Here is a 24,941-nt window from a genome sequence, read left to right as displayed (position 1 = left end):
AGGGAGTTGAGTGCAGGATGAAGTCGGAAGAAAATGTGCTACGAATCATACAATATATGAATGATCCGCAGGTACTGCAAGACTTGCGATATGTGCGAGAGCTGAAGTTGCCGCAAGGATGTATTGCCGCAGGCTATGTACGTAACCGGGTTTGGGACAAGCTCCATGGCTATACAACTGCTACACCTTTAAACGATATTGATGTTATTTACTTTGACCCGAAAAATACGCTAGAGGAACGAGATGAGTATCTAGAATTGTCCTTGAACCGTAAGCAGGCTGGACGTAACTGGTCTGTCAAAAATCAGGCTCGGATGCATATTCGCAACGGAGAGGCTCCTTATTCCTCGATAGAGGATGCGATGAGCCGCTGGCCAGAGACGGCAACGGCTGTGGCGGTTAGATTGAATGACAAGGATCAAATAGAGGTCATTTGTCCGCATGGATTGGAAGATCTGCTGGATATGCGGGTACGGCAAAGTCCTTTGTTTCGTCACACAACGGCTTTTCGTCAGCGTGTATTTGAGAAGCAGTGGCTTGATAACTGGCCGTTGCTTATTATGGAGAATTAGAGGTAATCCTAATTTCAGGATATTAAGGAGAGACGACAAACAATGTTTAAAAATATAAAAACAGATTCAGATCGTGAGGAGGTTCTGGAGCTGTTAACCTACGCTGTGCTGGATCATCCTGAACGCGGAGAAGCAGCTTTACGTACCTATCAAGCCTCGGATGACTGGAAGCTGTTCGGTGTAGAAGATGAAGGACTTATTGTAGGTATTGTTGGCTTTGAGGAGCAGGAGGATGGAACAACCGTAATTCGCCATCTGGCCGTGTTGCCTGAAAACCGTCATAGAGGATATGCCAGAGGTATGCTGCTTACGCTTATTCAGGAGCGTAATCCGAAACGGCTTACTGTGGACACGGATGCGGAGGGGGCAGATTTCTTCCGCAATGTGGGCTTTGCCGTATATGGATCAGAGGATTTGCCGGATGGTGGGCAATTCCATTGTGTATATGAAATAGACGAAGAATAAGCGAATCTCCGGGTCCCGCGTTCCTCTTTCTACATAAGATATGTTATGTAGAAAGAGGGAGGTGGGTTTCATTGGCGTACCACTATACAGCGATTGGAGATTCTTTAACAACAGGTGCGGGGACGTTGCTGAGCGGCGGATTTGTACCTATCTATCGGCGAATGGCAGAAAGACATCTCCGTACGCCAGTCAGTTACGAGAATCTGGGAATCAACGGGCTGACATCGCAGGAGTTGCTGTCAATGGTCCGCAACAATCCGCTTTTTCGGTCGGCGCTCAGCCGGGCTGAACTTATAACGGTAACGATCGGCGGGAATGATCTGCGCCCATACATCAGCGCCCTTGCTGGAGGTTCCGGCTCGTCAGGTTCTTCCATTTCGCAAGCGCTGAATCACACCAAAGAACATGTGCGCCAAATTGTACATGCCCTGTATCAGATAAAATCCGGTCAGCGTGAGCCATGTATCATCCGGATGGTGGGATTATATAATCCTTTTCCTGAGGTAAGGGAGGCGGGAGTATATGTGCGCCAGTACAACTCGTTTCTCTACACATTGGGCGGACCCAATTACCGGGTGGCGAACATTTATCCCGCATTTGAGGGCTATGAACGGGCACTACTTTCGTTAGACCGGGTGCATCCGAACAGTCGTGGTTATCGTGTGATTGCGGAAGAGCTGAATCGGCTTGGTTATGCGCCGTTACGCTGAGCGTGAGAGGATGCTTGGGATCGGACAAAGTATATTAAAGAAAGAGGTTCATCATGGCAGTAGCAACTGACCATCATGAACCTCTTTCTTTGCACTAGTAGGCGTGCTGTTTAGCCGATTATTTTACGGAATAAGCTGCGTGCAGCCCACTTGCGCTCACTTCGTTTACGGTATTTGGGCAGAGAGCGATAGACGGCAATGGACTGGTTAAAGGCTACAATGGCCTCATCCTTGCGTCCCAGCATACGGTACATCAAGCCTGTCAGATAATAGCCCTCACTGGAAGAAGACTGAATCTCCTGAAACTGCTGCAGATAATGAAGCGACTTATTGACGTCACGTTCCTTGAAAGCAGCGGCTAAATGCAAATAAGGCTCACCGTATTGCACCCGCGGGTTAATGTCCAGTGCTTTCAATAAATGCTGTTCTCCAACCTCCAGATGGTTTGTGTGTACTTCAGCCGTTCCCCGTGCGTTCCAATAGTCTGCTGATTCTTCATAACGGGATTCAATTTCCAATAACAGCTCCAAAGCCTGCGGATATTTCTTGCTTTCGATCCAGATACGTGCCAAATCGAACTTGGCAGCCACATCGTTGGCGTTTAGCGTAATCTGTTGGCGCAATCGAGCGGCATTGCGTCTTCTTTTCCATGGTTTGCTGATGCTGGGCAATACACCGACAAAGCTGCGATCTAATATATAGATCACGATTAGGAGTACGAGCATTGCCAAAAACGGGTTGCCGAGCAAACTCCATAGTAGAGAGAAAATTAAAAATTTCCCAATCATTCTGCTCCAATCCTCCTGTGCATGTAACAATCCATACTTTCCACATTATAGCATAGGGTCACTTTAAGGGTCATTAGCATGATGAGATTTGGAAGGATGGTAGAGGGGGCGAGAAGAGAAATACTTATTTGTGATGCTCGATGTATAGTTTTACGAGAAAAGGAACCTTTTTTTATTTCCGCCAAAAGGTTGAACAGTCTGCCTTATCCAAAATATTAAACTCGATCATTTTCTCAAGTAATGAGAAATCAACGGGACTATCCCACTGGATACGTACCAACTGCTTGGTGTGATCATAGCCAGCCTGCACAATTAACTCAGAAAAATGATTAATCCCTGCCTTTTCAGGGGCAACGGCCAAATGATGTTTGGCTACGCTAAAGCCAATAATAAATGTGCCGTGATCCGTAAACATAGGTTGATTCCACGCAATTTTTGCCATTAAATTTGGAAACTTCTTGGTTACCCAAGCCAAAACCTCTTGCGTTCGGGCCCGATGTTGGGGGTTATCAATATGCTCTAAATATTCTGCAAAAGCTTCCATGTTGTTCCCTCCTTAATTAAAAATTATATCGTTCAGAAAAGTTCCTCAAACCTATTTGTCATTAAATGGTTTAACTATCATTTTATCGCAGCAACATGTTTCTCAAGGAGTAATTGTCTGTTGAATAATCAAAAATATATTTAGATATAAAAAACACCTTTTATGTCCTGTTATATTCCTCAGCAAGAATAGAGTACAAACATGAATCATGAAACTCGCCTTTGTAGTACCAGTGTTCACGCATCAAACCTTCACGTTGCATTCCGATCTGTTGCATAACCTTCTCAGAAGCCTTGTTTTCTGGACGACATGTTGCATAAATACGGTGGACAGCAAGTGTGCTAAATCCAAAGTCTAGTAACGCTCGTGCTGCCTCTGCTGCATAACCCTTCCCTTGATAATCTGGATTCAAAACGTAACCCAATTCTGCACTAGTATCTTTGACATGAATACCCATACCGCCGATCAGGATTCCATTATTTTTCAGACAAACGGCTAGTTCGTAGTCTTGTCGTGGCTGTTCCTGCTGCGAAGCTAAAACTTGTTCTATATATGCCTTTGTATCTACTTCTGTATTCGGTCCCCAGGCTGTATATCTAGTAACTTCAGGCAATGACGTGTACGTATGTATACTTTCCCAATCAGATCTGAAAATATCACGAATGATGAGCCGGTTTGTCTCAAATTGCATAATTATTTATTCCTCCTGTCTATAGTCAAAAGACTCTACCTAGTATTTCAAAACGATTAATACCTCAATCCAATTTTTTAAGCGAACGTAGTCTTTAAACGTTATGACCTCCATTTTACAATGAATCCAGACCTTTTGCCGCCTGAACGCAATCCGCAAGGGAGCGTCCGGCAAAAGGCAATTAGAAGATAATGAATGTGGACTGGAATAGCCTACTGTTACTGGCTATCTGGTTCGTCCTAAAACAGCCTGCGCGCTGTGACGAAACGTTTCTGCCATTTATCGTCAAGCGTGTCAAAATGAACGCCGCGTTCTTTGGAAAATGTATGCAGCAATTTGTTGTTCCCTGCATAGATAGCCACATGGCCGATCTCTAGCCCGCGTGCGCTGAAGAACAGCAGGTCGCCTTTGCGCAGCTCGTTCAGCCCGACCTCCCGCCCTTCTTTAGCCTGATCATAAGAGACACGGGGGAGGTCGATAGAGAGCGTATGCTGGAACACTTCCCCCACAAAAGAAGAACAATCAAAGGTCGATGTCTGTCCGGTTGCTGCGCCGAATTCATAAGGGATACCGAGAAATTTCTCTCCGTAGGCGATGAGTTCATCTCCCTGCCGTTCCGCCAGGGATGGGCTGGAATAGTCGCTGTATTTTGGTTTTGCCGATATGTATCCGGTCAGGTTGTCTTTAGTGCGCACTTCCAGCCAGAGAGCATTGACCTCGCGGATGACGTGAACCTTTTCGCTGGCTGGAATAAGCCGCAGGGAAGGGGAAGCTCCCGATGAATCCGGTTCGCTGCGCAGGTTGACCCTGGAAAGAACTGTTGTGAAAAAATCGTCCCTGGAGGCAATCCGGATTGTCCGGGTAAGGGCATCCCACTTCACTGTGCTCCCAAGTGCTTCGCTCACAAAACGCAGTGGAATCATCGTGTTGCCCTCAACGATCTGTCCCGGAACATTCAGGGACAGCGTTTTGCCGTTTAGGGTAGCAACGAGTTCCCCGATGTGGTAGGTCAGCACCGTGTCGGTTTTGGTTGCTGTTACGGTTTTGCTGAATCCGTTCCAGGAAAGCACAGCTCCTTGCGCCTCAAACAACTGACGCATGGGGACGAGCGTTGTCCCGTCTAGCAGCAGCGGCTCGGCGGCAAGCTGAAGCGGGTGGTCATCCACATAAACGGTCGTCACCGGAGTCAGCGGTACCGACTTCGCATAAGACGGGTTTGCTTGGAGCAGCGATACTGCCAGCAGAGCCAGCAATACTCCCTTGTTGATTGTCATGCTGTCATCACCTCGTTGTTAATGTGTTCATCTAAGTTGTACGAGGCTTCCTCCGATTAGTTGTGTACCAAATATTGGATTCGTTTAAAAAACAAAACAAACAAAAATAAAACCAATAAATATCTGTGTTTCATTATTGACATCAAAATAAAATAAAGATAAAATTATAAATGTGAAATATTTCACTTTAGAGAATAATTCTATATTTAGCGAGGCAACAAGAAGTGAATTCTTTAGGAGGCCGATTTTATATGAGTGCACATGTATTTTTTGTACCATCTATCAATCTTATGGGAACAGGCTGTTTGCATGAAGTTGGGCCGTATATAAAAGAACTGAATTTAAACAAAGCTCTAGTCGTTACGGATAAATTTTTGATGAAGAGTGGCATTGCAGGCAAGGTTACATCTTTGCTGGATGATATTGGATTGAACTATGCGGTATACGATGAAGTAAAACCAAATCCGACCTGTAAAAATGTACATGATGGTGTTCAGTTTCTGCAAGAAAACGGATGTGACTTTTTAATTTCGATTGGCGGAGGATCACCACAGGATACGGCTAAGGGAATCGGCATTATTGCTACCAACGGGGGACATATAACCGAGTATGAGGGCGTTCATAAATCCAAGCATAAATCGCTTCCTATTGTAGCTATTAATACCACAGCAGGAACATCGGCTGAAATCACGATCAATTATGTCATTACGGACGAAGAGCGCAAGGTCAAGATGGTTATGGTTGATAAGAATAGTGTAGCTACGATTTCGGTCAACGACCCTGAGCTGATGGTAGACAAACCCGCCGCGTTAACGGCAGCTACAGGGCTAGATGCTCTGACCCATGCTATTGAAGCTTTGGTTACGCCAGGTTCCTATCCTGTAACGAATGCGACTGCGTTGGCTGCAGTAGAGATTATTTTTAATCATTTGGCTCGTACAGTGAGAAACGGTCATGATATAGAAGCACGTGAGCAAATGGTATACGCTATCTTCCTGGGAGGGCTTGCATTTAACAATGCCGGATTGGGTTACGTTCATGCGATGGCGCATCAGCTTGGCGGCGTATACGATTTGCCTCATGGTGTTTGCAATGCCATGCTGCTGCCGATTGTGGAAGAGGAGAACGCCAAGCATGTACCAGAGAAGTTTCGTGCCATCGCTAAGGTCATCGGTTTTGAAGATAAGGGGAAAACGGATAAGGAATGCGCTGACTATGTAATCCAAAGAATCAAAGACCTGTCGAAGGAAGTGGGGATTCCTTCCAAACTTTCTGAACTGGGTGTAAATGAAGTGGATTTGGATCTGCTTGCCGAGAACTCAATGAAGGATGCTTGCGCTCCGGGCAATCCGTTCATACCTAGCAAAGAACAAGTTATCGAGATGTTTAAGAAAATTCTTTAAATAAAAGATGCAATTATTTTACTAAATACTATAAGGGCTGTCCCAGGAACTGATCGAAGTATACTGGGAACGGCCCTTTTTATTCGTATTTTCTGCTAAGAGATTTGTGAGACTAGAGATAAGACAACCCCATTGAAGATTAAAGGCACAGCTCTCTCGGCTAAATCTGTAGGAGACTCTTTTTTTCCTTCCACATTCCAGCGAAAGGTTACACCATAAATGGACCAGCTTAAAATGGTCGCGGCAAGTTCTAACGTTCTTTGGTCTGTATTATTGGCTTCTCTTGTTATGAGTTGAAGTATGAATTGCTCTAATTGATTCTTAATATGTTCTTCCAGGATCGGTGCCACTGAATTATATTTATGAACGCATTGGTTACTTGAGTCGTGATAGTCACATAACGAAAGAATAAGTTTCTGAATGATCTCCTCCGACAAACGTGCCTCAGCATCAATCCTCTTGATAACATACTCCAAAAATGCGTCTGACAAAAGGGTTTCAAGCAGTGCATATTTATCTTGAAAATGTGCATAGAACGTGGCACGGTTAATGGTGGCTTTTTGGGTAATGTCATTGATCGTAATCGTGTAGAAGTCTTTCTTATTTAATTGGTCAACGAATGCGTCGAGAATTAATCTACGTGTTCGAATGACGCGCGGATCGTTTGGGTTGGGTGAGGTTACACCAGGCATCCTCAAGACACTCCTTTCAGGTAAATTAAATGATTCCCCCATTATAAACATGTGTTGTTTTGTCAACAAGTGAGTTTAGATATACAACAATTTTATAACCCTTTTGGTTAAGCAACAGAATGAACATTTTGTCGGTTGAATGATAAATTAAACATTGCTAACATTTCACTTGCACCCCGTTTGATGGTGCACGAGCTTTTTATATATCGCTAAAAACGATAAAAGAAAATGGGGAGGTACAATCCTTGAGTAATCAACCGCAAAATGTCCATTCAACAGAAGCTTTATTTCAACCTTATACCATTCATAATCTGACCCTACAGACTCGTATTGTAATGCCGGCAATGGGCCGCGCTTTTTCACCAAATGGTGTGCCAGGACCGGATGTAGCCGCTTATTATCGCCGTCGCGCAGAGAATGGTGTAGGTCTTATTATTACTGAAGGTGCAGTAATTGACCATCCTGCTGGAACAAGTGAGCCGAGGATACCTAATTTTTATGGAGAAGCGGCTTTAAACGGTTGGGCTGAAGTGGTCAGACAGGTTCATGAAGCCGGTAGTAAAATTTTTCCACAGCTTTGGCATATGGGGATGGCTCGCCCTTTGGGATCTCAGCCGAACCCAGAAGCGCTGTCGATTGGTCCATCAGGGCTGGATCTGGAAGGAAAAAAAGTGACCGAGCCGATGACAGAAGAAGAAATCGTCAAGGTCATTGGGGCCTATGTCGATGCAGCTGCGAATGCAAAACGATTGGGCTTTGACGGCGTTGAAATTCACGGAGCGCACGGCTATCTGGTTGATCAATTCTTTTGGGAGAGAACGAACCAACGTACGGATCGCTATGGTGGCGATATCATAAAACGTGCACAATTCGCCATTGAGCTTGTGGAAGCTATTCGTGCTGAGGTTGGCCCTGATTACCCTATTGCCATGCGCCTATCCCAATGGAAAATGAATGATTACAACGCAAAGCCGTTCGATACACCGGATAAACTGGGGCAGCTCCTGAATGTGTTAGTACAAGCGGGCGTGGACATCTTCCATTGCTCGACACGTCGCTTTTGGGTACCTGAATTTGAAGGCTCCGATTTGAGCTTTGCCGGATGGGTGAAGAAGCTGACTGGAAAAACCACGATTACGGTTGGCTCTGTAGGTCTGGATGAGGATTTTGTAAGTTATACGGAAGGGAAAGGGGCAGGACACCAAGATATTAATGAACTTCTGGAACGGCTGGACAACAATGAATTTGATCTGGTAGCTGTTGGGCGTGCGCTTCTGGGTGATCCTGCATGGGCTACAAAAATACGTGAAGGCCGAATTCATGATCTTCAAACCTTTACACCTGAGGTACTTCAAACGCTCAACTAAAACATCTTATACTTCGAATACCTCTTTAAATAAACAGTGTAAGCCAAAATACTCAAAGTCAGGTAAGGAACTTCGGGTATTTTGGCTTTTTAATGCGTCTGCGACAGTAGTCACCATGAACCATTTTAGATTAAGTCATATTTGCTTTAAAGTTTTCTTTTCTTGGGTACTCAAGTATTTAATTTTCTTTAAAAGCTGCTCCATTTAATAAGCTCCTATCTATTTTAGATCCCATTATAACAAACTTATTCTTAATTCTTTGAAGCATTTCATACGTTAAAACCAAATCAGACTGACATAAACACTTGATATATATAGATGTCTATGTAATAATGCTTGTATGTTAAAAAATAATGCAGCTGCACTGATAGGAACCATTAGAGACTCGATCAATAAATTGATTGTGTCTGAGCTCGAATCAAATGGAATTGAAGGGATTGTTCCTACTCATGGCGGAATCTTAATGTTCCTTTATCAAAAGGACGGGCTTTCCATTAAGGAATTGACGCAAAAAATTTCTCGTCAGCAACCCACTGTTACTGTTTTGATCGACAAGCTAGTGAAGTTGGGATATGTCGAAAGAAAAAAAGAAAGGGAGGATAGCAGAGTTACCCTGATATATTTGACCGATAAGGGAAGAAAGCTGGAGCCTGTGTTTGCGGCGATCTCCAATAGATTAAAAGAAACCATCTATGGTGGTCTGAAAGACGAGGAAAAAGAACAACTGGAATATCTGTTAGAGCATGTAAAAAACAGATTATAATTTTTTTTTGAATAAATGCATAGATATCTATATTAATATCAAAATAACAATAAAACTTCTGGAGGTTATTTAAATGAAACATCTTATCATCTATGCTCACTCTAACGCTGAAAGCTTTAATCACGCGATACTCGAAACGGTTGTAAATACTCTGAAAGAAAAAGGTGACGAAGTCGTTGTACGTGATCTATATGCCCTTGATTTTCAACCTGTATTAAAACCTGAGGATACTGCCGCTATGAGAGCAGGGCAAACTCCGGCTGATATCAAAGTGGAGCAGGAATACATCTCACAATCGGATACAATTACTTTTATTTCTCCCATCTGGTGGACAGGTCTTCCTGCCATCCTGAAAGGTTACGTTGACCGTGTATTTGCATACGGATTTGCATATACGGCTGGTGCGGAAGGGATTAATAAGCTGCTTACAGGTAAAAAAGGTTTTATCGTGAATACACATGGTACTCCCAACGCGATCTACGATGAAATCGGTATGACCGCAGGATTGAAGATCACATCAGATACGGGAATTTTTGATTTCGTTGGAATTGAATCCGTCGGTCACTTGCTGCTTGGAAGTATTGGTTACCTTGATGAAGATGGTTATAAAGGACTGCTGAAGCAAGTCCAAGACACGGTTAAAACGGTGCTGTAAAGTCAGTTTATGTTCTCTTAGAAACGTAAGACATTCTTTAAATGATGAGGTCAACCCGTATTTAGTGGTTGGCCTTTTCTTATAGTGCTTATATATCTCCAACATCCCGGTTCATAGATCTTTTGAATTTGTAATAGCATCTTGGGGCAGATATAACTGGACATTCAAGGGTGGTTGAAGCATGACTCTATGATCTTTCGACGGTTTTGGAATGTCCCTCTACGATTAAGTACATGTAAACGTCAATAGGGTCCTCACGTTCAATTTTAAAACCAAACCGTTCATAAAGACGTCTGGCTGAGCTTCCTTGCAGAACATTTAAGGTTACATGTTTTCCTTTTACATGATTTTGTTCTAGCAGATTTTTTAATATTTGACTGCCGACTCCTTTACCTTGGTAACTGGGATGAATATAAAAATGCTCCAATAAATAACCGTCTAATCTCGGTTTAAAAGCTATGCAGCCCACAAAAGAAGAGTCTTCCTCAATGATCCAGGTATGGACAGAATCGAATGCATCACGAAAGCGTTGACGAACTTTCTCTTCATCAAACCTTCCTAATCTGGTTAAATCGTTCCGCAGTACAATCGCCCGTAAATTAGCAATGCTTTCAATATCCGAATTGTGGGATTGGCGAAGAGTAAACCGTTTCATCTTATGTAACAACTCCTTTACCGTAAACTGGCAAGAGGTGATCAAGCGTATTTTTTCTTATTCGACGCTGAGCTCATTAACCCTTGTATTAAAATTCACAAATATTTCATTGTTATTATCGTGGGCAATTCATTATAGTACATAGTATTAATAGTTAACTGTATGTATTATGTGTTTTGCGGAGGTTCACTATGAAAGATTATGAACTAAGGGACGAATTGAGAGAATCCGTTAACCGGATTTATGACATGGAATTATTCAGTAGCCTGACGGAGCTTGTTCAGGGGGAAAACCATGTGCTTCAATATTTAGTTCAGCATCGGGATGATGAAATTAATCCTTCCTTGCTCAGCGATCATCTGCATGTATCCAGATCAAGAATTACGGCAGCGCTTACGGGATTAAGGAAAAAAGGCTATGTGACTATGGAAATGTCTGAGCATGACAGACGACGAATGTGTGTAAGGCTCACAGTAGATGGTGAATCCTTGATCAAACAGAAGCAACAGAGAATTGAGGGTTATTTTGAAGCGCTTGTAGTAGGTTTGGGTGAGAAGAATGTGAAGGATTTTATACGGTTAATTGAGCTTTCTTTGAGTATTATGAATACGGGTTCTATTGAAAAATAACATAATGTGAGGGTGTACCGGGTGAGATATAAAATAATAGCAGACAGCTGCTGTGATTTAACGAGAGAGCTTAGAGAAGAGATGCAAGTTACTACGATTCCGTTAAATATGACGCTGGGAGATAAATGCTTCGTAGATGATGACACATTGGACTTGCCTCAGTTTATGGAAGAAATGAAAGCCTGTACAACCAAAATTGGATCCGCATCACCGTCACCTATGCTGTATAAGGAAGCCTTTCAAGGTACGCATACTTCTTTTGCCATTACATTATCCAGCAACCTGTCCAGTTCGTATTCCAGTGCATTGGTAGGAAAAGATATGGCGGAAGAAGAGGGGGCGGATGTTCATGTATTTGATTCGAAAAGCGCTTCGGCTGGACAGCTCTTGTTAGCTCTAAAACTACGCAAGCTTATCGACGAGGGCTATCATAAAAGCGAAATTATTTCTTCCTTGGAGAGCTTTATCAGCAAGATGAAAACGTACTTTGTTTTAGAAAATCTGGATAATTTGGTTAAGAACGGACGAATGAATAAAATCACTGGAAAGATACTTTCACTCTTGCATATCAGGCCTATTTTAGGCTCGGATGGTGACGGGAATATCGCATTTTTTACTCAAGCACGCGGTCAGAATCAAATTATCGAAAAGCTGGCAGATACTATTGAAAAAAGTGGCCGGGCTACCGAAGGAGAAAGCATCGTCATTACTCACTGCAATAATCCTGGGCTGGCGGAAAAATTAATGAATGCGCTGAAGAAACGCTATCAATTTAAAGATATTCATATTGTGTCCACCAGAGGGATTAGTTCAATGTATGCCAATGACAAAGGGATCATTATGGCCTTTTAAAAATATTCAGGGTTTATCCTCGCTGTATGGATAAACCCTTTTTAGTACACTGAGACTTTGCGGGAGTTCAAGCCTATCTCAATTTTTTAATGAGGACAGAAGCGTTTATACTGGCTTGAGTTCCTCCGGCTTGTGTTTGCAGGGTAACAGCAGTAGTAGAGCTATGGTTTCGCAGAGTAAGGACGTCACCGCATGCCAGAGCGAGGATAGCTTGCCCTGTGTTCTGTTGTGTCCCGGCTCCTGAGCCGTATACAGTTCCCACAGCCAGTGCGCCATTAATAAAGATAGCGAATTGGTTAGGTTCCACACCGGACACCGAAAAGTGAACTTCATATTTTCCAGCATCGGATACAGCAATCTGTGTAGTTCCTGGAACATGAGCAATTCCAGGTGTAAGTATACCGTTCGTATCCAAAATGACATCCCCTTCAATCGGAACAACTTGGGGCTTCACATTATAAATATAACCGAACTGCGCTAAATCACCTATGGTTCCAGGATCCCCTTCAGGCCCTAAAGCGCTATGATTAATATTCACACTTACAAGTTGCTTTTTGACGATGATATCTTTTCCAACCCCTTTCCGTTTCGAGCGGACTTTTCTCTTTGGGGGCTTTTCCTCAAACTTTTTTTCTAACTTATCAAACCAGGCACGGACAAAAACATTTTTTTTACGGCCTTTTTTTCGTTTTAATTCAGGATGACCCAATACAAACACCTCCATATGGTTTGTTGTATACTACTCCATTCATCTAGAGGAGGCATGGATATCTGTCCTGTGATTCATAGGAAACGATCTATTTTGACTAAAAACGGGCTGCTGTACAAGGTGCATTCGTCTAGTATGTAAAAAAGCACCTTTGAATGTGCACTTGGATGACAACCAAGGAACAGACAAAGGCGCCAGTAGAGACGAGTCTCATGATGAAGCGGTTTGAAGCCGTTTTTTGCGCACATATAGGGCGTACAAGATGCCCCCAAGCAGGCACAGGATACAGGCGAAGCCTGCCAGCAACCACGCTGATGAGACTGCTCCACCACGGTCCATGCTATTTCCGAGCCATAAAGGCAGCAGAGCTCCCCCAACTCCACCTGCGCCGATAAGCAGGCTAGTGGTAGATTCTTCTGTACCCGGCATCATTTTGCTGGCAAAAACAAGTGCGATGGAGAAGATGCCGGACATGCCCAGCCCCAGCAGTACAATAAGGATAAAGGCGCCTTCAGTCCCTTTGATCAGCGGGAACACGCACAGCAGCACGGTCGCTGCCAGTGAGCTCAGGGCGACAAAGACACCGTAGCCGTATCGATCGGCAATGTAGCCTGTGAATAACCGGCCGGTAGCCATTGCTAACCAGAAGCAGGTGACACTAAGTGCTGCTTCGGCTTGTGTGAGACCCAGCCGTTCGATGAACATGGAGGGCAGGAAATTAGCCAGGCTCATCTCTGTCCCTACATAGATAAAGAAAAAGACGATAAATAGTGCAAGTAGCTTCCAATTGCCTATAGGGCTACCCTTAGAAGCCTCCACCGTGGGGGATTTGGGTGAGTTAGTGGAACGCGTATGGTTGTCACCTTGGTGTTCCTGTTGGTCTAATACAGCGTCCAGCGTGCCGAAGGACCCGCGCAGCCAAGCTATAATGGTGATGGCTGCAAACATGGAAATGATGGGAAAGGCCAACCGCCACCAACCGAGTGCAATGAGCTGGCTGGCGATAGCGGGCATAGCCAAAGCGCCAATCCCAAAAAAGACTTCCAGACGGCTCATAGCCGCACCCGTTCCTTGAGTAATACCGCTGATAATAATAGTGCCAATGAGTGTTTCTATCATACCGAAGCCAAACCCGGCTGCTGCCCCGTTGGCATATAGCCAACCCCAAGGCGGCAGCAATGAGTACAGCACTTCCGCCGCGCATAGCAGGAGCAGGGCGAATACCAGACTTCGGCGTTTGCCGAAACTCCGGGCAAGCCACGGCGACAGCAGGACTCCAGCCAGAAAACCGGAAAATTGAGCGAAGATTAGACTTCCGCCATCCGTATAGTTTCTACCGTAATGCTCTAACAACACAGGCAGTAGGGAGCCTACAACCACGTGTGCCAGGCCGATTAAAAAATAAGATAAGCTGCCGCTCCATAGCAGTCGTTTCATGATGAACTCCTTTGATACCTAGATTTGACTCATGCGGCAAGCTAAACTGCATGAGTCAAATCTGAGTGATTATGATAGCTCCAGTACATGAAAGCCGTAGCCTTCAATAGAAATTTCTCCTTCCAGGTATTTACCGCTGATCAGCTCATTCCCTTTCTGATCATCCAGATGATATTGCTGCGTCTGGGCGTTATGATTCAGAACGAATAGATATGATTTTCCATCTTTGGTCCGTACAGTGGCTTCTACACCCGCAGGAGCGCGCAGCAGGGATGGAATCCCTTTTTGCTCACAAATGTAGCCCAGCAGGCCATCAAGGAAAGCTTCTTCAGGGTCTGAAGCAACGTACCATGCCTCACCTTGACCGAAACGATTGCGTGTCAGCACTGGCATGCCCTGATAGAAATCATCGCCGTATTCTGCCAGCACCTCGGCGCCTTCGCTATGCAACAAGTCGCAGAGCAGACCGCATTTATATTCACCTTGTAATACGCCCACCTTTTCTTTCAATACAATGCGATTGTGTGATTCCGGCAGAAGGGCGTCAATTTCTTCCACCCAGATCCCGAGCAAGTTACGTAGTTTACCAGGATATCCTCCGGTTGTGACCAGATCGTTTTCATTTACAATGCCACTGAAAAAGGTCGTTACGAAGGTGCCGCCATGCTCTGTGAACTGTTCCAGCTTCTCGGCGGTACCCGGCTTGACCATGTATAGTACAGGCGCGATAATGAGATCATATTTCTGGAAATCTGCATCAACAGAAACCAGGTCTACCTGTACATTCCGCCGGAAGAGGGGAGTATAATACTTGTGTACCTGATCCATATATTTCAAGGCAACAGAAGGGCCACTTGATTTTTCCAAAGCCCACCAATTATCCCAATCGAATAAAATGGCTACTTTGGCATTAACGGTCGCGTCAAGTAGTGTGTTGCCTAATGCGCCAAGCTCACTGCCAAGCTGTGCCACCTCGCGAAATACACGTGTGTTCTCATGCCCGGCATGCTCAATGACGGCCCCGTGGAATTTCTCACAAGCGCCGATCGAGCGGCGAAGCTGGAAGAACATGACCGTGTCCGCGCCATGCGCGACTGCCTGATAACTCCATAACCGCATAACGCCGGGCCGTTTAAGCGAATTATACGCCTGCCAGTTCTGCTGGCTCGGTGTTTGCTCCATCAGCATAAAGGGTTGCCCATCCTTCAATCCGCGCATCAGATCGTGCGCCATCGCCGTATAGCTTATCGGAGTATTGGCCCCGGGATAGCTGTCCCAAGATACAATATCCATGTACTTAGCCCATTTAAAATAGTCCAGTTGCTTAAAAAAACCCATCAGATTGGTTGTTACCACGGCATCGGGAACATGTTTTTTAATCGCGTTATATTCCAATAGGTAGCAATCCAGCATACTGTCTGAATTGAAGCGCGCATAATCGAGGGATATGCCCTGAAAGCAGGAGTGATTTTCTCCCCAATGCTCGCTCAGATTATTTGGCGGTACAATTTCATCCCAATCATAGAAGGTGTGACCCCAGAAGGAAGTATTCCACACCCGGTTTAGCTCTTCCAGTGATCCGTATTTTTGCTTGAGCCACACCCGGAATGCGGCCGCGCAGTTATCACAATAGCAATCCCCGCCGTACTCATTGGACACGTGCCACACGAGGATCGCGGGATGGTTTTTGTATCGTTCTGCAATTCGGTCAGCCATCTGCTCCGCGTATTTTCGATACGTTGGACTGTTCGGACAGGAGTTGTGGCGGCCACCGAATTTCCGCTTCCGTCCGTCAGCGTCTACCCGGAGAACGTCGGGGTAGCGGTTAGCCATCCAAGCAGGGTGCGCTGCCGTGCTAGTAGCTAGACAAACGAAGATATCGCTTTCATAAAGACTGTCAATCAATTGATCCAGCCATTCAAAATGATATGTGATTTCGTCGGACTGAATTTTGGCCCATGAGAATACGTTGACCGTGGCGATATCAATCCCTGCTTGCCTGAACATCCGTAAATCTTCCTGATGCGTGGCCTCATCCCATTGCTCAGGATTATAATCTCCACCGTAAAATACTTTAGGAAGTTTGCTGCTTATCATGCCAATCACCTCTGTATATAAGAATAATTCTATCTTATAATACAAATAACTGCTTTTAAATATAATAAAATGAACATGTATATAACAATATGGATCTACATGAAGAATACATACCCGCATACGCCGGAGGTGCTTTTTATGATTTTAACTCCCCATCATTTAAGATTTTTCCTGACTACACGTGAGCACTCTTTACCCCTTTTTATTGAAAGTATCGGATTTAACAGCAGGCAGGAGGATGTGTCCCGTCCAGAGGGTTATCCGTGCTTTCACTGGATTCAGACGGTGTCTGGTGAAGGGATGTTTACATTTAAAGGGGGGACCTTCCGTCTGGGAGAGCAGTCCGGGGTTCTGTTGCTGCCCGGGGAATCCCATGCATACAGACGGGCGACCAAGGTATGGCGAACGTTATACATTACATTTGACGGCCCCATCGCCGCTGCTGTATTGACTGCACTGGGATTGAAGCATACACGCGGGTATCATTGGGACCCGGATAGCGAGCTGCACAGCTTTGGGGAAACTATGCTCCATTCCATGGTTAGTGAACGTGATTTGTCTGGATTAGATGCTTCGGCCAATATGTATCGTTTTCTGACTCTACTGCGTAAACATGGACAACATAGCTCGATGCCTTCCCTATCCCATAATGTGGAACGTTTAACCCCTGTACTGGCCTTTATGGAGCAAAATTATGCCAGTCCAGATGTGGGCCTAGGTGATATGGCAGTTATGATGAATGTCAGCTCCCGTCATTTAAATACATTATTTAAGCAAGCGTTTGGTGTGACTTCTTATGCTTATCTGATTGTAATTCGGCTGCGGAAGGCCAAGGAAATGATGACGGAATATCCGCAATTAACAGTAAAGGAGATTTCGGAGCGAGTAGGATTCCGAGATGCCAGTCATTTTGTGGCAACTTTCCGCCGAGCTGAAGGAATTACCCCGGAAAGGTTCAAATTACTGTATACATAAGGGTATTTTATCGAAATACTCTTTCTTACTCGGGAATGCTCTTTTTAGGGAGCATTCCTTATTGTTTTTTTCAGGATGAGGGAGTATAAAATAATAGTTCATTTGTTTCATCAAACTGATGTGCAGGTGACATAATAAACATAAGATCCATAGTTCTTTTGCAAAACCCTCATCCAAAGAAGGAGTCAACGAAATGCTGAGTAAAGTCAAAAGATTATTAATCGGTCGTCCGCGAAAGTCGACGGCCCTTGAAGATGAGAAACTGAATAAGCTCAAGGCACTGGCCATTCTGTCCTCAGATGCCTTGTCCTCTGTAGCTTATGGAACGGAGCAAATTCTGCTGGTTTTAATTACAGCTGGCTTCGCTGCCCTATGGTATTCCATTCCTATATCCATTGCGGTATTGGGTTTGCTGATCATTCTGATCCTGTCCTATAGACAGACCATATTTTCCTATCCTGGTGGTGGCGGAGCGTACATTGTTGCACAGGACAATTTGGGAAAGAGTCCGAGTCTGATTGCAGGTGGTTCTTTGCTGGTCGATTATATTCTGACGGTAGCAGTTAGCTCATCAGCAGGTACAGATGCCATTACATCTGCGTTCCCGTCGTTACATGATCATCGGATCGCCATTGCTCTGATTATGATTATCTTTTTGACTATTATGAACTTGCGCGGGGTGACAGAATCTGCCTCGGTGCTGGCTGTACCGATTTACTTATTTGTTGTTGCTATTTTTGTTTTGATTATTAGCGGTATCATTCATTACGTGGCAGGGGGAGCTCATGCTGCAGCACCGCAATTTGGAGCTACGGTATCCAACGTCAGCCTGTTCCTGCTACTGAAGGCGTTCAGCTCGGGTTGCTCGGCGTTAACTGGGGTAGAGGCTGTCTCGAATGCCATTCCGAACTTCCGCAAGCCAGCTGCCAAAAATGCAGCAACTACACTAATGATGATGGGTTTGATTCTCGGGTGTATGTTTATCGGAATTAGTTTGCTGGCTTATTGGTACGGTGTTCGTCCTAATCCGCATGAAACGGTCATTTCGCAAATTGCGAACGCCACTTTCGGGCGCGGTGTAATGTATTACATCATTCAGGGCGTAACGGCGCTCATCTTGTTTTTGGCGGCGAATACAGCCTATTCGGCCTTTCCATTGCTTGCTTTTATGCTCGCGAAGGACAAATACATGCCGCACATGTTCATGGTTCGTGGAGATCGGCTTGGATACTCTAATGGTATCCTGTTTCTGAGTATCTTCTCGGCATTGCTGGTTATCGTATTTGGCGGAAACACAGAAAATCTGATCCCGCTTTATGCCGTAGGGGTATTTATTCCGTTCACGCTCTCGCAACTTGGCATGATGATTCGCTGGATCAAGCTCAAACCGCCAGGCTGGATCGTCAAACTTGCTATTAATACGGTTGGGATGCTGACCACGCTGTCGATTACGCTCATCTTTATTTTCACCAAATTTAGCCAGGTGTGGGTAATCTTTATTTTTCTGCCTTTGGTTCTGTATTTCTTTATGAAGATCAACAGGCATTACAAAAATACGGCTGAACAACTGCGCATTGATATTACCAAGGATAAACCTATGGTGAAAGGCAATACGATTATTATTCCGGTGGCAGGTATTACGCGAGTCGTTATGAATACGATCAGCTATGCCAAAACCTTGTCGGATAATGTGGTTGCCGTATATGTGGGTGTGGATGATGAGGCGATTCAAAAAATGGAACAGAAGTGGGAAGAGTGGGACGTGGGCATACGTTTAGTAGTGCTGAGATCCCGTTATCGCAGCATCATTAATCCGCTCCGCAAGTTCATCGATACAGTAGAGTGGAAAAAAGCAGACGAGGACCATATCACTGTTCTCATTCCACAATTCATCACCAAGCACTGGTGGGAAAATATTCTACACAATCAGACCAGCTTACTGATGAGAGCTTATTTGATTAATTACAAAGACGTGATCGTAACGACCGTACCTTTTCATTTAAATAAATGAGGATTTTGCAAAAATCCCATAAGCGACTTCCGATGAACAGGATATAGATCGAAATGCTTTAGTTCGTCTATATCTTGCACTTCGGAGCGACTGGAATCGAATTTTGCAAAATCCTGAAATAAAGTCACTGCCAATTAGCCCATACTCATTTGCGTGAGCTGACTATAGCAAGGACAAAATGAACATCTTTTGGCCGCATTTCTTTGCGGTCGGAGGGTGTTTTTTTTGCATAACGGAGATATTTACTTTGTTGATACATTTTGTGTATTATAGATACGAAATGTATCATTCGAGACTGTTATGGAGGGATACGATGCCCGAAGCCAAGGGGAAAATGGAAGATGACAAACTGCAATTTGTAGATACGCTGAGGGCGCTGGCTATTATTGGAGTTTTACTTGTGCATGTCAGCCAGCATGTGGACGGATTAAACGGATGGTTGCAAAAAGGCTTGAGTATAGGAGCTAAAGGTGTCGCTTTATTTTATATGGCCAGCGCTTTTACGCTATTTTTATCCTTGAGCAGACGTTCGGGTGACAAGAGGGAAAGAATTTCAGCTTACCTGTTGCGTCGTTTTTTTCGGATTGCTCCTTTGTATTACGTGATGTTAGGAATCTATTTAGTTGTGAACGGGACAGGTCCACGATTTTGGCTTGGAGATCAGGAGGGAGTCACTGCCGCCAATATCGCAGCTCATGTCCTGTTTTTGAATGGTCTGAATCCGTACTGGATCAACAGCATTATTGGTGTGGAATGGTCCATTGCGGTGGAATGTATGTTTTATCTGTTTATCCCCCTATTATTTAAGCTGATCCGATCAGTCCGCCATGCGACCTGGTTTGTTGTGATGGCACTTGTGGTAAGCTTTGGGCTAAATACGGTATTTGCTCAATATCCATGGATTAATGATCACTCTTTATGGGGGCACTATCTGTATTTATGGTTTCCGAATCAATTGCCTGTCTTTGGGCTAGGTATATTGTTGTTTTTCATTTGGAAAGACGAGCGGCATTGGAAAAGTATAGACCGGGTCAGTGGAGGTTTGCTGCTGGTTTCTGTGCTATTTGCATTTTTTGGAGGTATGACCGATTATCTCATGGGTATCGGGTTGCTGCTGGGAGCGTATGCTTTGTATCACTGGCAGCCGATCTGGCTGCTTAATCGGGTGTGGTCATGGATCGGCCGTCTTAGCTACAGCATGTATTTGACGCATATGCTGGTTCTGGGACTAATCGTACAGGTTAAACTACCTTTTACTCCCCTAGTCAGCCTCACACTTATGTTTATCATGACGTTGCTATTCACCATCGGACTATCCTGGTTTACCTACTCGTGGATTGAACAGCCCGGCATCCGTTGGGGGAAAAAGCTTATATCACGTATGAAGCCTGTGCACAAGCAGGGAGATTCGGTCAAAGAAAGTGTTGCCTAAGCTGCAACTTGAAGCAGCATCCGGTAACATTCGGTTGAAGTGCTTGAATAAATCTATGAAATAATTGAAAAGACCTCTTGAAAAGTAGCTCCCAGCCCTTTATATTCGATGTACATCCAAGTTTTTGAATACACCGATGAGGTTTGTTGGAATTGTAAAGGAGATGCACGCATGCTTTTGAAGCCAATCGGCTTTTTGCTTTTCTCCACGCTTGAGGGAGTAGCTGTTTTTGCACTGATTTTGAGTATTTTTAAAGTTAAAATGACCCCTTATCTATGGCAGGCCATTTTTGTTAACCTGATTATGAATTTGCAAAGTTATATGCTCCGAGAGGAGTTTTCCTTTTCGTATTTGGTGCCTGTCGTTAATATGCTGCTTTTTATTTTTTTACTCGCTACGGTCGTGAAGATTCCGATTGTGTGGTCCGGTATTATGACGGTTACAGGTTATTTTGCATATGCCGTTGTTCAGTCGGTATTCCTAAAAGTCTTGTTCGGCAACCTTCCGGTTTCTGAGCTGCAGGATGGGTCCTTGAAGGGCTATCTGCTACAAGTGGTAAGCGCGGCAGTAGTACTGCTTATTTCATTGATGTTGTATCGAAAAGGGATCGGCTTTTCCCCTAATTTCAAGAAGCTAAAGTTCAAAGAGGAATATGGCATTGTCATCACGCTGATTATCCTGTCGCTCATTTCAACTTCTATTGTGCTCTACTATAACGAGGTATGGTTAAATATGATATTTTTTGCACTGGTTTCGGGATTTTTCATCTATTATGCAATCGGAAAGGAATACCGGGATGATTGAAGCGATGGCTTTCAAACTTGCTAACCAGATCAAACGTACTGTGCCTGATCATCCGGCCTCTGTCGCGGTACTTAAATACGCACTTGCTCTCATTCTGAATGCGTCCATGATCATCGTGTTAACACTATTCGCCTCAATCTTCACGGGGCGGATGGTAGAGGCTGTAATGATTCTCGTCGCTTTCGCCCTGCTGCGCCAAATATCAGGAGGCATTCATTTGAAAACGGGCATGGCATGTGTGTTGGTGACCTCAGCAGCTTTTACTTACATATCCTGCATGGCCTTAAATAGTTGGTGGACAAACCTGTTTACCGGAATAGCTCTCATTCTCGTTTTATGTTTTGCCCCGTCCAGAATTGAAAAGCAGTCGCGCATTCCAGTACAATTTTATCCCCTCTTGCGACTGTTATCCTCCTTGCTTGTATGTACTAATTTTGTAATCGGTTCCTCTGTAGTGGCTATTGCTTTTTTGGTCCAGAGCCTAACATTGATCCGGGGAAGGAGGTGAGTGGAATGATGAGGAAAATGGTATATGGATTAGCTACATCGTTGTCTATGTTTGCAACATTTGCTGTATCAGTGGCGAGTTACGTGTATGTTTATCAAGGGGATACACCCGAGGAACTGCTGAAATAAACAAAATACCGAAATAGAAAAATGATACATAGAGCTGCTATTAAGCAGCTTCTTTTTATGCAAAAAAAATCAGGCGCTCCATTAAAGAGCGCCCGAATGGGAGAGGAGAAACCGGACGAAGAGCTTATGGGGAAACGTAAGTCTTCTCCGCGGTTGTCTACGACATTGGTTGAATGCCGATATCCTAAGGATGCCCAGGGAATGGTTTTTTATACCTGCCTCATCCTAAGTTTTTCAAACGGCGGTGCATGTGGTACGATAGCGTCATAATCTTATATGGTTATGAACACATATAGAAAATAGGTGAGTTTCAGCGTGAGAGTGGTATCGGGTAGTGCCAAAGGAAGGCCGTTAAAGGCAGTTCCCGGCACAGGGACGCGGCCGACCACGGATAAGGTCAAGGAAGCGCTATTTAGCATGATAGGTCCTTATTTTGATGGGGGAGTCGCACTTGATCTGTTTGCTGGCAGTGGTGGCCTGGGTATAGAGGCGCTTAGCCGGGGAATGGACAAGGCTGTTTTTATTGATATGGAATCCAAAAGCATTGATGTCATTAAAGAAAATTTGCGAAAAACTGGATTGGAAGGACAGGCTGAAGTGTTCCGCAATGATGCCGGACGAGCGCTCAAGGTGCTGGCAAAACGTGGAGCTCTTTTTGATGCTGTTTTTCTGGACCCACCCTATCGTCTCAAACACGGAGATGAATTAATGAGCCGTATGGCTGAGTTGAACTTGCTTCGTTCAGATGCAATCATCGTGCTGGAGTATGAATCGGGACATGAATATCCGGAAAGCTTCGGGCCGTTCGAACAGGTCAGAAAAGCAGTTTATGGTGAAACGGCGTTATCTATTTATCATTTTGCAGCCGATGTTTTGTCGGATGTCGTAGAACATACAGAAGCCGGAGGGGTCAAATTCGGCATCAGCGAATCAGACGGGGAGGACCATCATGATTGAGCACAAACCACGTATTGCTGTATATCCGGGAACTTTTGATCCCGTGACGATGGGGCATCAGGATATTATTCAAAGAGCAGCCAGACAGTTTGATCTATTGATTGTCGCGGTTCTTAACAATATTAGTAAAAATCCGCTGTTTTCACTTGAGGAACGAATGGAGTTACTGCGAACGGTAACTCGCGATATCCCGAACGTTGAAGTGGACAGCTTCCGTGATCTGACAGCTAATTATGTACGTCAAAAAGGGGCCCAGGTTATTGTCAGAGGAATTCGGTCGGTGACTGATTTTGAATATGAGCTACAATTAGCCTCTACAAATCATAAGCTGAACCCGGATGCGGAAACGATCTTTATGATGACCAATCCAGCTTATTCATATCTGAGTTCCAGTATGGTGAAGGAAATTGCGCATTTTGATGGCAAGGTTGTAGATCTGGTGGCACCGGAGGTGGAAGACGCACTGCGTGCGAAGGTCAACGCGAATCGTGGCGGCTCCACCATGAAGTCATAAAGGAAAAGGCCAACAGGGTAACTATAATTGTACCTAGCAGTGCAATGGACAGTACGGTTAGTTGCCAGGGGTACATAGATGTTCCTTCAATTTGTGTTAATAAGCCGCTGGCTCCGGCCATGACAGGATGCGTGGCGGATTCATTTACGCTTTCCGCAAAAGAAGACACAGAACTGCGACTGACGTAAGCGGGAGTTGTATTGCTGAAGATGCGGCTAAGCGGGACCCATGTCGCCAAGGTAAGTCCAAAAGCAATGATCCCATGGAGCACTCGTGACAGGGTGAAGGTGATGCCCTTGTCGGAAGGCCTGGTGACGGCGGTAATTTGAAGCCAGCCGCACAGGCCACCCCAGCCCAACACAGCACTGATCAGGGCTGCTTGTGTACGGAGATCAAAGGGCAGACGGCTGATTTCATAGGAACCCAGATGGATTTCCATCCAGGCAGGCCATATGAAAGAAAGCGATCCTTGGCCTGTATATATGGACAGCAGTCGAATCAGTACGGAAAAGAAAATAATGAATCCACCTGTCACCATCAGCGTCTGTACAGCATGGGATACGGTTTCGCCCAACAGTTTTCCGAAACTGCGGCCGTCCCGTTCTCTGGCAGAGCGGGTAGCTTCCCATGCGGATCGGATCAGGGAGGGAGAAGTACGGGAAACTGAGGTGCGCCGGAGGGCAGCTGGCGTTTCCCGTTTTTGCAATTCTTTGGACGGTACAGGTAGTCTGGCTGTGATCCAGCCTGCCAGCAGCCCGGAAATCCAGTGAACGGCAAGTAACATCACACCTGCGGCAGCATTGTGCAGTAGCCCTGTCCCGATGACGAGCAGGATGGTAATCGGATTGCAGAAATGAGCGATAGCGGTTAGACGTCGAAGCTGAAACGCGGTCATATCCTCCTGTTGTGCCCATTGGCGCACTGCTTCCGCAGCAGCCGGGAATCCTGCGGTCAGGCCGAGGGCCAATACCCAGCCGCTTCGCCCGGGTAGACGGAACCAGAATCGCATAAACGGCTCCAGCAGGACACCTAGTCCATGTACTAGACCAAAGGCGATGAGCATTTCGGACAGCATCAAAAAAGGCAACATGGCCGGGAAAATAATACTCCACCATAGCTTAAGGCCTTGAGTAGAGGCTTGAAATACTTTTTCTGGTGAGGCGACAACAGCCAGTACAAGTAAAATGGCTCCAAGGCCAAGCAGTACGGTTGTCCAATAAGGAGCGGAATGGGCTTCCTTTTGCATCAAAGAATTCACCTCTCATAAATATACTAAGGAGAGTCGGATGCTGTCTCCAGCGTTTATTCA

The 24,941-nt window shown here is 44.9% G+C and carries 27 protein-coding genes; 17 read left to right on the top strand and 10 right to left on the bottom strand.

The window, feature by feature from the left end:
* The first annotated feature begins 17 nt into the window (after positions 1-17).
* The 3 genes from NSS66_RS01860 (at position 18) to NSS66_RS01850 (ending at position 1,747) form a co-directional block, all read left to right on the top strand.
* Complete coding sequence (locus NSS66_RS01860; protein ID WP_023988129.1) at positions 18-572, top strand: nucleotidyltransferase family protein; 555 nt, start codon at positions 18-20, stop codon at positions 570-572.
* A gap of 42 nt (positions 573-614) precedes the next feature.
* Positions 615-1,037 carry a GNAT family N-acetyltransferase gene (locus NSS66_RS01855; protein ID WP_023988130.1) on the top strand — a complete coding sequence of 141 codons (423 nt, stop codon included), beginning with the start codon at positions 615-617 and terminating at the stop codon, positions 1,035-1,037.
* A gap of 71 nt (positions 1,038-1,108) precedes the next feature.
* Positions 1,109-1,747, top strand: coding sequence for a GDSL-type esterase/lipase family protein (locus tag NSS66_RS01850; protein ID WP_254348066.1), 639 nt, complete (start codon positions 1,109-1,111; stop codon positions 1,745-1,747).
* Between the two features lie 110 nt (positions 1,748-1,857).
* On the opposite strand, the gene NSS66_RS01845 is transcribed toward NSS66_RS01850, so the two are convergent.
* From NSS66_RS01845 to NSS66_RS01830, 4 genes are all read right to left on the bottom strand, one after another.
* Positions 1,858-2,535, bottom strand: coding sequence for a tetratricopeptide repeat protein (locus NSS66_RS01845; RefSeq protein WP_340958353.1), 678 nt, complete (start codon positions 2,533-2,535; stop codon positions 1,858-1,860).
* A 172-nt stretch (positions 2,536-2,707) separates the two neighbouring features.
* Positions 2,708-3,079 carry an iron chaperone gene (locus tag NSS66_RS01840; protein WP_075154066.1) on the bottom strand — a complete coding sequence of 124 codons (372 nt, stop codon included), beginning with the start codon at positions 3,077-3,079 and terminating at the stop codon, positions 2,708-2,710.
* A gap of 160 nt (positions 3,080-3,239) precedes the next feature.
* A complete protein-coding gene (locus NSS66_RS01835; protein WP_053325217.1) occupies positions 3,240-3,770 on the bottom strand; it encodes a GNAT family N-acetyltransferase in 531 nt (176 codons plus the stop codon).
* A gap of 239 nt (positions 3,771-4,009) precedes the next feature.
* Positions 4,010-5,044, bottom strand: coding sequence for a C40 family peptidase (locus tag NSS66_RS01830; protein WP_053325218.1), 1,035 nt, complete (start codon positions 5,042-5,044; stop codon positions 4,010-4,012).
* Between the two features lie 251 nt (positions 5,045-5,295).
* Between NSS66_RS01830 and NSS66_RS01825 the strand changes: the two genes are divergently transcribed.
* A complete protein-coding gene (locus NSS66_RS01825; protein WP_053325219.1) occupies positions 5,296-6,447 on the top strand; it encodes an iron-containing alcohol dehydrogenase in 1,152 nt (383 codons plus the stop codon).
* 95 nt (positions 6,448-6,542) lie between these two features.
* Here the strand turns inward: NSS66_RS01825 and NSS66_RS01820 are convergent, their stop codons facing one another.
* Positions 6,543-7,139 carry a TetR family transcriptional regulator gene (locus NSS66_RS01820; RefSeq protein ID WP_023988140.1) on the bottom strand — a complete coding sequence of 199 codons (597 nt, stop codon included), beginning with the start codon at positions 7,137-7,139 and terminating at the stop codon, positions 6,543-6,545.
* A 245-nt stretch (positions 7,140-7,384) separates the two neighbouring features.
* Here NSS66_RS01820 and NSS66_RS01815 point away from each other — a divergent pair, with 245 nt between their 5' ends.
* The 3 genes from NSS66_RS01815 to NSS66_RS01805 all read left to right on the top strand — a co-directional run bounded on the left by NSS66_RS01815 (position 7,385) and on the right by NSS66_RS01805 (position 9,924).
* Positions 7,385-8,506 (top strand): NADH:flavin oxidoreductase, encoded by a 1,122-nt coding sequence (locus NSS66_RS01815; protein WP_028542748.1) that lies wholly within the window; start codon positions 7,385-7,387, stop codon positions 8,504-8,506.
* Positions 8,507-8,846: 340 nt separating this feature from the next.
* Positions 8,847-9,269 (top strand): MarR family winged helix-turn-helix transcriptional regulator, encoded by a 423-nt coding sequence (locus NSS66_RS01810; protein WP_053325221.1) that lies wholly within the window; start codon positions 8,847-8,849, stop codon positions 9,267-9,269.
* Between the two features lie 73 nt (positions 9,270-9,342).
* The gene (locus NSS66_RS01805) at positions 9,343-9,924 is read left to right on the top strand and encodes an NAD(P)H-dependent oxidoreductase (RefSeq protein ID WP_028542747.1); all 582 of its coding nucleotides are present in this window, start codon (positions 9,343-9,345) and stop codon (positions 9,922-9,924) included.
* 187 nt (positions 9,925-10,111) lie between these two features.
* Here the strand turns inward: NSS66_RS01805 and NSS66_RS01800 are convergent, their stop codons facing one another.
* Positions 10,112-10,579, bottom strand: coding sequence for a GNAT family N-acetyltransferase (locus NSS66_RS01800; protein WP_023988144.1), 468 nt, complete (start codon positions 10,577-10,579; stop codon positions 10,112-10,114).
* A 191-nt stretch (positions 10,580-10,770) separates the two neighbouring features.
* Between NSS66_RS01800 and NSS66_RS01795 the strand changes: the two genes are divergently transcribed.
* Together NSS66_RS01795 and NSS66_RS01790 are read left to right on the top strand one after the other, a co-directional pair.
* The gene (locus NSS66_RS01795; protein WP_075154067.1) at positions 10,771-11,208 is read left to right on the top strand and encodes a MarR family winged helix-turn-helix transcriptional regulator; all 438 of its coding nucleotides are present in this window, start codon (positions 10,771-10,773) and stop codon (positions 11,206-11,208) included.
* Positions 11,209-11,229: 21 nt separating this feature from the next.
* On the top strand, positions 11,230-12,060 hold the full coding sequence (locus tag NSS66_RS01790) for a DegV family protein (protein WP_023988146.1): 831 nt from the start codon (positions 11,230-11,232) through the stop codon (positions 12,058-12,060).
* A gap of 73 nt (positions 12,061-12,133) precedes the next feature.
* Here NSS66_RS01790 and NSS66_RS01785 read toward each other — a convergent pair whose 3' ends face one another.
* The 3 genes from NSS66_RS01785 to NSS66_RS01775 form a co-directional block, all read right to left on the bottom strand.
* On the bottom strand, positions 12,134-12,769 hold the full coding sequence (locus NSS66_RS01785; RefSeq protein ID WP_023988147.1) for a hypothetical protein: 636 nt from the start codon (positions 12,767-12,769) through the stop codon (positions 12,134-12,136).
* A 210-nt stretch (positions 12,770-12,979) separates the two neighbouring features.
* A complete protein-coding gene (locus tag NSS66_RS01780; protein ID WP_340958342.1) occupies positions 12,980-14,206 on the bottom strand; it encodes an MFS transporter in 1,227 nt (408 codons plus the stop codon).
* Between the two features lie 69 nt (positions 14,207-14,275).
* Positions 14,276-16,303 (bottom strand): beta-galactosidase, encoded by a 2,028-nt coding sequence (locus NSS66_RS01775; protein ID WP_340958340.1) that lies wholly within the window; start codon positions 16,301-16,303, stop codon positions 14,276-14,278.
* 138 nt (positions 16,304-16,441) lie between these two features.
* Here NSS66_RS01775 and NSS66_RS01770 point away from each other — a divergent pair, with 138 nt between their 5' ends.
* The 8 genes from NSS66_RS01770 (at position 16,442) to coaD (ending at position 23,632) form a co-directional block, all read left to right on the top strand.
* Entirely contained in the window at positions 16,442-17,278 is an 837-nt protein-coding gene (locus NSS66_RS01770; protein ID WP_023988150.1) for an AraC family transcriptional regulator, read from the top strand.
* A gap of 193 nt (positions 17,279-17,471) precedes the next feature.
* Entirely contained in the window at positions 17,472-19,289 is a 1,818-nt protein-coding gene (locus NSS66_RS01765; protein ID WP_023988151.1) for an APC family permease, read from the top strand.
* Positions 19,290-19,602: 313 nt separating this feature from the next.
* Complete coding sequence (locus NSS66_RS01760; RefSeq protein ID WP_340958338.1) at positions 19,603-20,721, top strand: acyltransferase family protein; 1,119 nt, start codon at positions 19,603-19,605, stop codon at positions 20,719-20,721.
* Between the two features lie 171 nt (positions 20,722-20,892).
* Positions 20,893-21,525, top strand: a complete 633-nt coding sequence (locus NSS66_RS01755; RefSeq protein ID WP_340958336.1) for a hypothetical protein — start codon at positions 20,893-20,895, stop codon at positions 21,523-21,525.
* Positions 21,518-22,033 carry an accessory gene regulator ArgB-like protein gene (locus NSS66_RS01750; protein WP_023988154.1) on the top strand — a complete coding sequence of 172 codons (516 nt, stop codon included), beginning with the start codon at positions 21,518-21,520 and terminating at the stop codon, positions 22,031-22,033. Before NSS66_RS01755 ends, NSS66_RS01750 begins: the two co-directional genes overlap by 8 nt.
* A gap of 5 nt (positions 22,034-22,038) precedes the next feature.
* Positions 22,039-22,161 carry a cyclic lactone autoinducer peptide gene (locus tag NSS66_RS01745; RefSeq protein ID WP_023988155.1) on the top strand — a complete coding sequence of 41 codons (123 nt, stop codon included), beginning with the start codon at positions 22,039-22,041 and terminating at the stop codon, positions 22,159-22,161.
* A gap of 315 nt (positions 22,162-22,476) precedes the next feature.
* Positions 22,477-23,118, top strand: a complete 642-nt coding sequence (gene rsmD / locus NSS66_RS01740; protein WP_028542741.1) for a 16S rRNA (guanine(966)-N(2))-methyltransferase RsmD — start codon at positions 22,477-22,479, stop codon at positions 23,116-23,118.
* Complete coding sequence (gene coaD, locus NSS66_RS01735; protein ID WP_013309846.1) at positions 23,111-23,632, top strand: pantetheine-phosphate adenylyltransferase; 522 nt, start codon at positions 23,111-23,113, stop codon at positions 23,630-23,632. The genes rsmD and coaD overlap by 8 nt, the downstream gene beginning before the upstream one ends.
* Here coaD and NSS66_RS01730 read toward each other — a convergent pair.
* Positions 23,595-24,878, bottom strand: a complete 1,284-nt coding sequence (locus tag NSS66_RS01730) for a nucleoside recognition protein (RefSeq protein ID WP_023988157.1) — start codon at positions 24,876-24,878, stop codon at positions 23,595-23,597. The two genes, coaD and NSS66_RS01730, sit on opposite strands and share 38 nt — an antisense overlap.
* Positions 24,879-24,941: the final 63 nt, after the last annotated feature.

It is taken from the genome of Paenibacillus sp. FSL R10-2748 (assembly GCF_038005565.1).
In the GTDB taxonomy this organism is placed as follows: Bacteria; Bacillota; Bacilli; order Paenibacillales; family Paenibacillaceae; genus Paenibacillus; species Paenibacillus polymyxa_B.
This window is presented reverse-complemented; position numbering and strand designations above follow the sequence as displayed.

Bases quoted from the DNA above. Each gene is read 5' to 3' on its own strand.
- NSS66_RS01810 (WP_053325221.1), top strand. From the start codon at position 8,847: ATGTTAAAAAATAATGCAGCTGCACTGATAGGAACCATTAGAGACTCG.
- coaD (WP_013309846.1), top strand. From the start codon at position 23,111: ATGATTGAGCACAAACCACGTATTGCTGTATATCCGGGAACTTTTGAT.
- NSS66_RS01820 (WP_023988140.1), bottom strand. From the start codon at position 7,139: ATGCCTGGTGTAACCTCACCCAACCCAAACGATCCGCGCGTCATTCGA.
- NSS66_RS01745 (WP_023988155.1), top strand. From the start codon at position 22,039: ATGATGAGGAAAATGGTATATGGATTAGCTACATCGTTGTCTATGTTT.
- NSS66_RS01780 (WP_340958342.1), bottom strand. From the start codon at position 14,206: ATGAAACGACTGCTATGGAGCGGCAGCTTATCTTATTTTTTAATCGGC.
- NSS66_RS01760 (WP_340958338.1), top strand. From the start codon at position 19,603: ATGCCCGAAGCCAAGGGGAAAATGGAAGATGACAAACTGCAATTTGTA.
- NSS66_RS01755 (WP_340958336.1), top strand. From the start codon at position 20,893: ATGCTTTTGAAGCCAATCGGCTTTTTGCTTTTCTCCACGCTTGAGGGA.
- NSS66_RS01775 (WP_340958340.1), bottom strand. From the start codon at position 16,303: ATGATAAGCAGCAAACTTCCTAAAGTATTTTACGGTGGAGATTATAAT.
- NSS66_RS01830 (WP_053325218.1), bottom strand. From the start codon at position 5,044: ATGACAATCAACAAGGGAGTATTGCTGGCTCTGCTGGCAGTATCGCTG.
- NSS66_RS01825 (WP_053325219.1), top strand. From the start codon at position 5,296: ATGAGTGCACATGTATTTTTTGTACCATCTATCAATCTTATGGGAACA.
- NSS66_RS01805 (WP_028542747.1), top strand. From the start codon at position 9,343: ATGAAACATCTTATCATCTATGCTCACTCTAACGCTGAAAGCTTTAAT.
- NSS66_RS01730 (WP_023988157.1), bottom strand. From the start codon at position 24,878: ATGCAAAAGGAAGCCCATTCCGCTCCTTATTGGACAACCGTACTGCTT.
- NSS66_RS01795 (WP_075154067.1), top strand. From the start codon at position 10,771: ATGAAAGATTATGAACTAAGGGACGAATTGAGAGAATCCGTTAACCGG.
- NSS66_RS01845 (WP_340958353.1), bottom strand. From the start codon at position 2,535: ATGATTGGGAAATTTTTAATTTTCTCTCTACTATGGAGTTTGCTCGGC.
- NSS66_RS01750 (WP_023988154.1), top strand. From the start codon at position 21,518: ATGATTGAAGCGATGGCTTTCAAACTTGCTAACCAGATCAAACGTACT.
- NSS66_RS01765 (WP_023988151.1), top strand. From the start codon at position 17,472: ATGCTGAGTAAAGTCAAAAGATTATTAATCGGTCGTCCGCGAAAGTCG.
- NSS66_RS01835 (WP_053325217.1), bottom strand. From the start codon at position 3,770: ATGCAATTTGAGACAAACCGGCTCATCATTCGTGATATTTTCAGATCT.
- NSS66_RS01770 (WP_023988150.1), top strand. From the start codon at position 16,442: ATGATTTTAACTCCCCATCATTTAAGATTTTTCCTGACTACACGTGAG.
- NSS66_RS01860 (WP_023988129.1), top strand. From the start codon at position 18: ATGAAGTCGGAAGAAAATGTGCTACGAATCATACAATATATGAATGAT.
- NSS66_RS01800 (WP_023988144.1), bottom strand. From the start codon at position 10,579: ATGAAACGGTTTACTCTTCGCCAATCCCACAATTCGGATATTGAAAGC.
- NSS66_RS01840 (WP_075154066.1), bottom strand. From the start codon at position 3,079: ATGGAAGCTTTTGCAGAATATTTAGAGCATATTGATAACCCCCAACAT.
- NSS66_RS01855 (WP_023988130.1), top strand. From the start codon at position 615: ATGTTTAAAAATATAAAAACAGATTCAGATCGTGAGGAGGTTCTGGAG.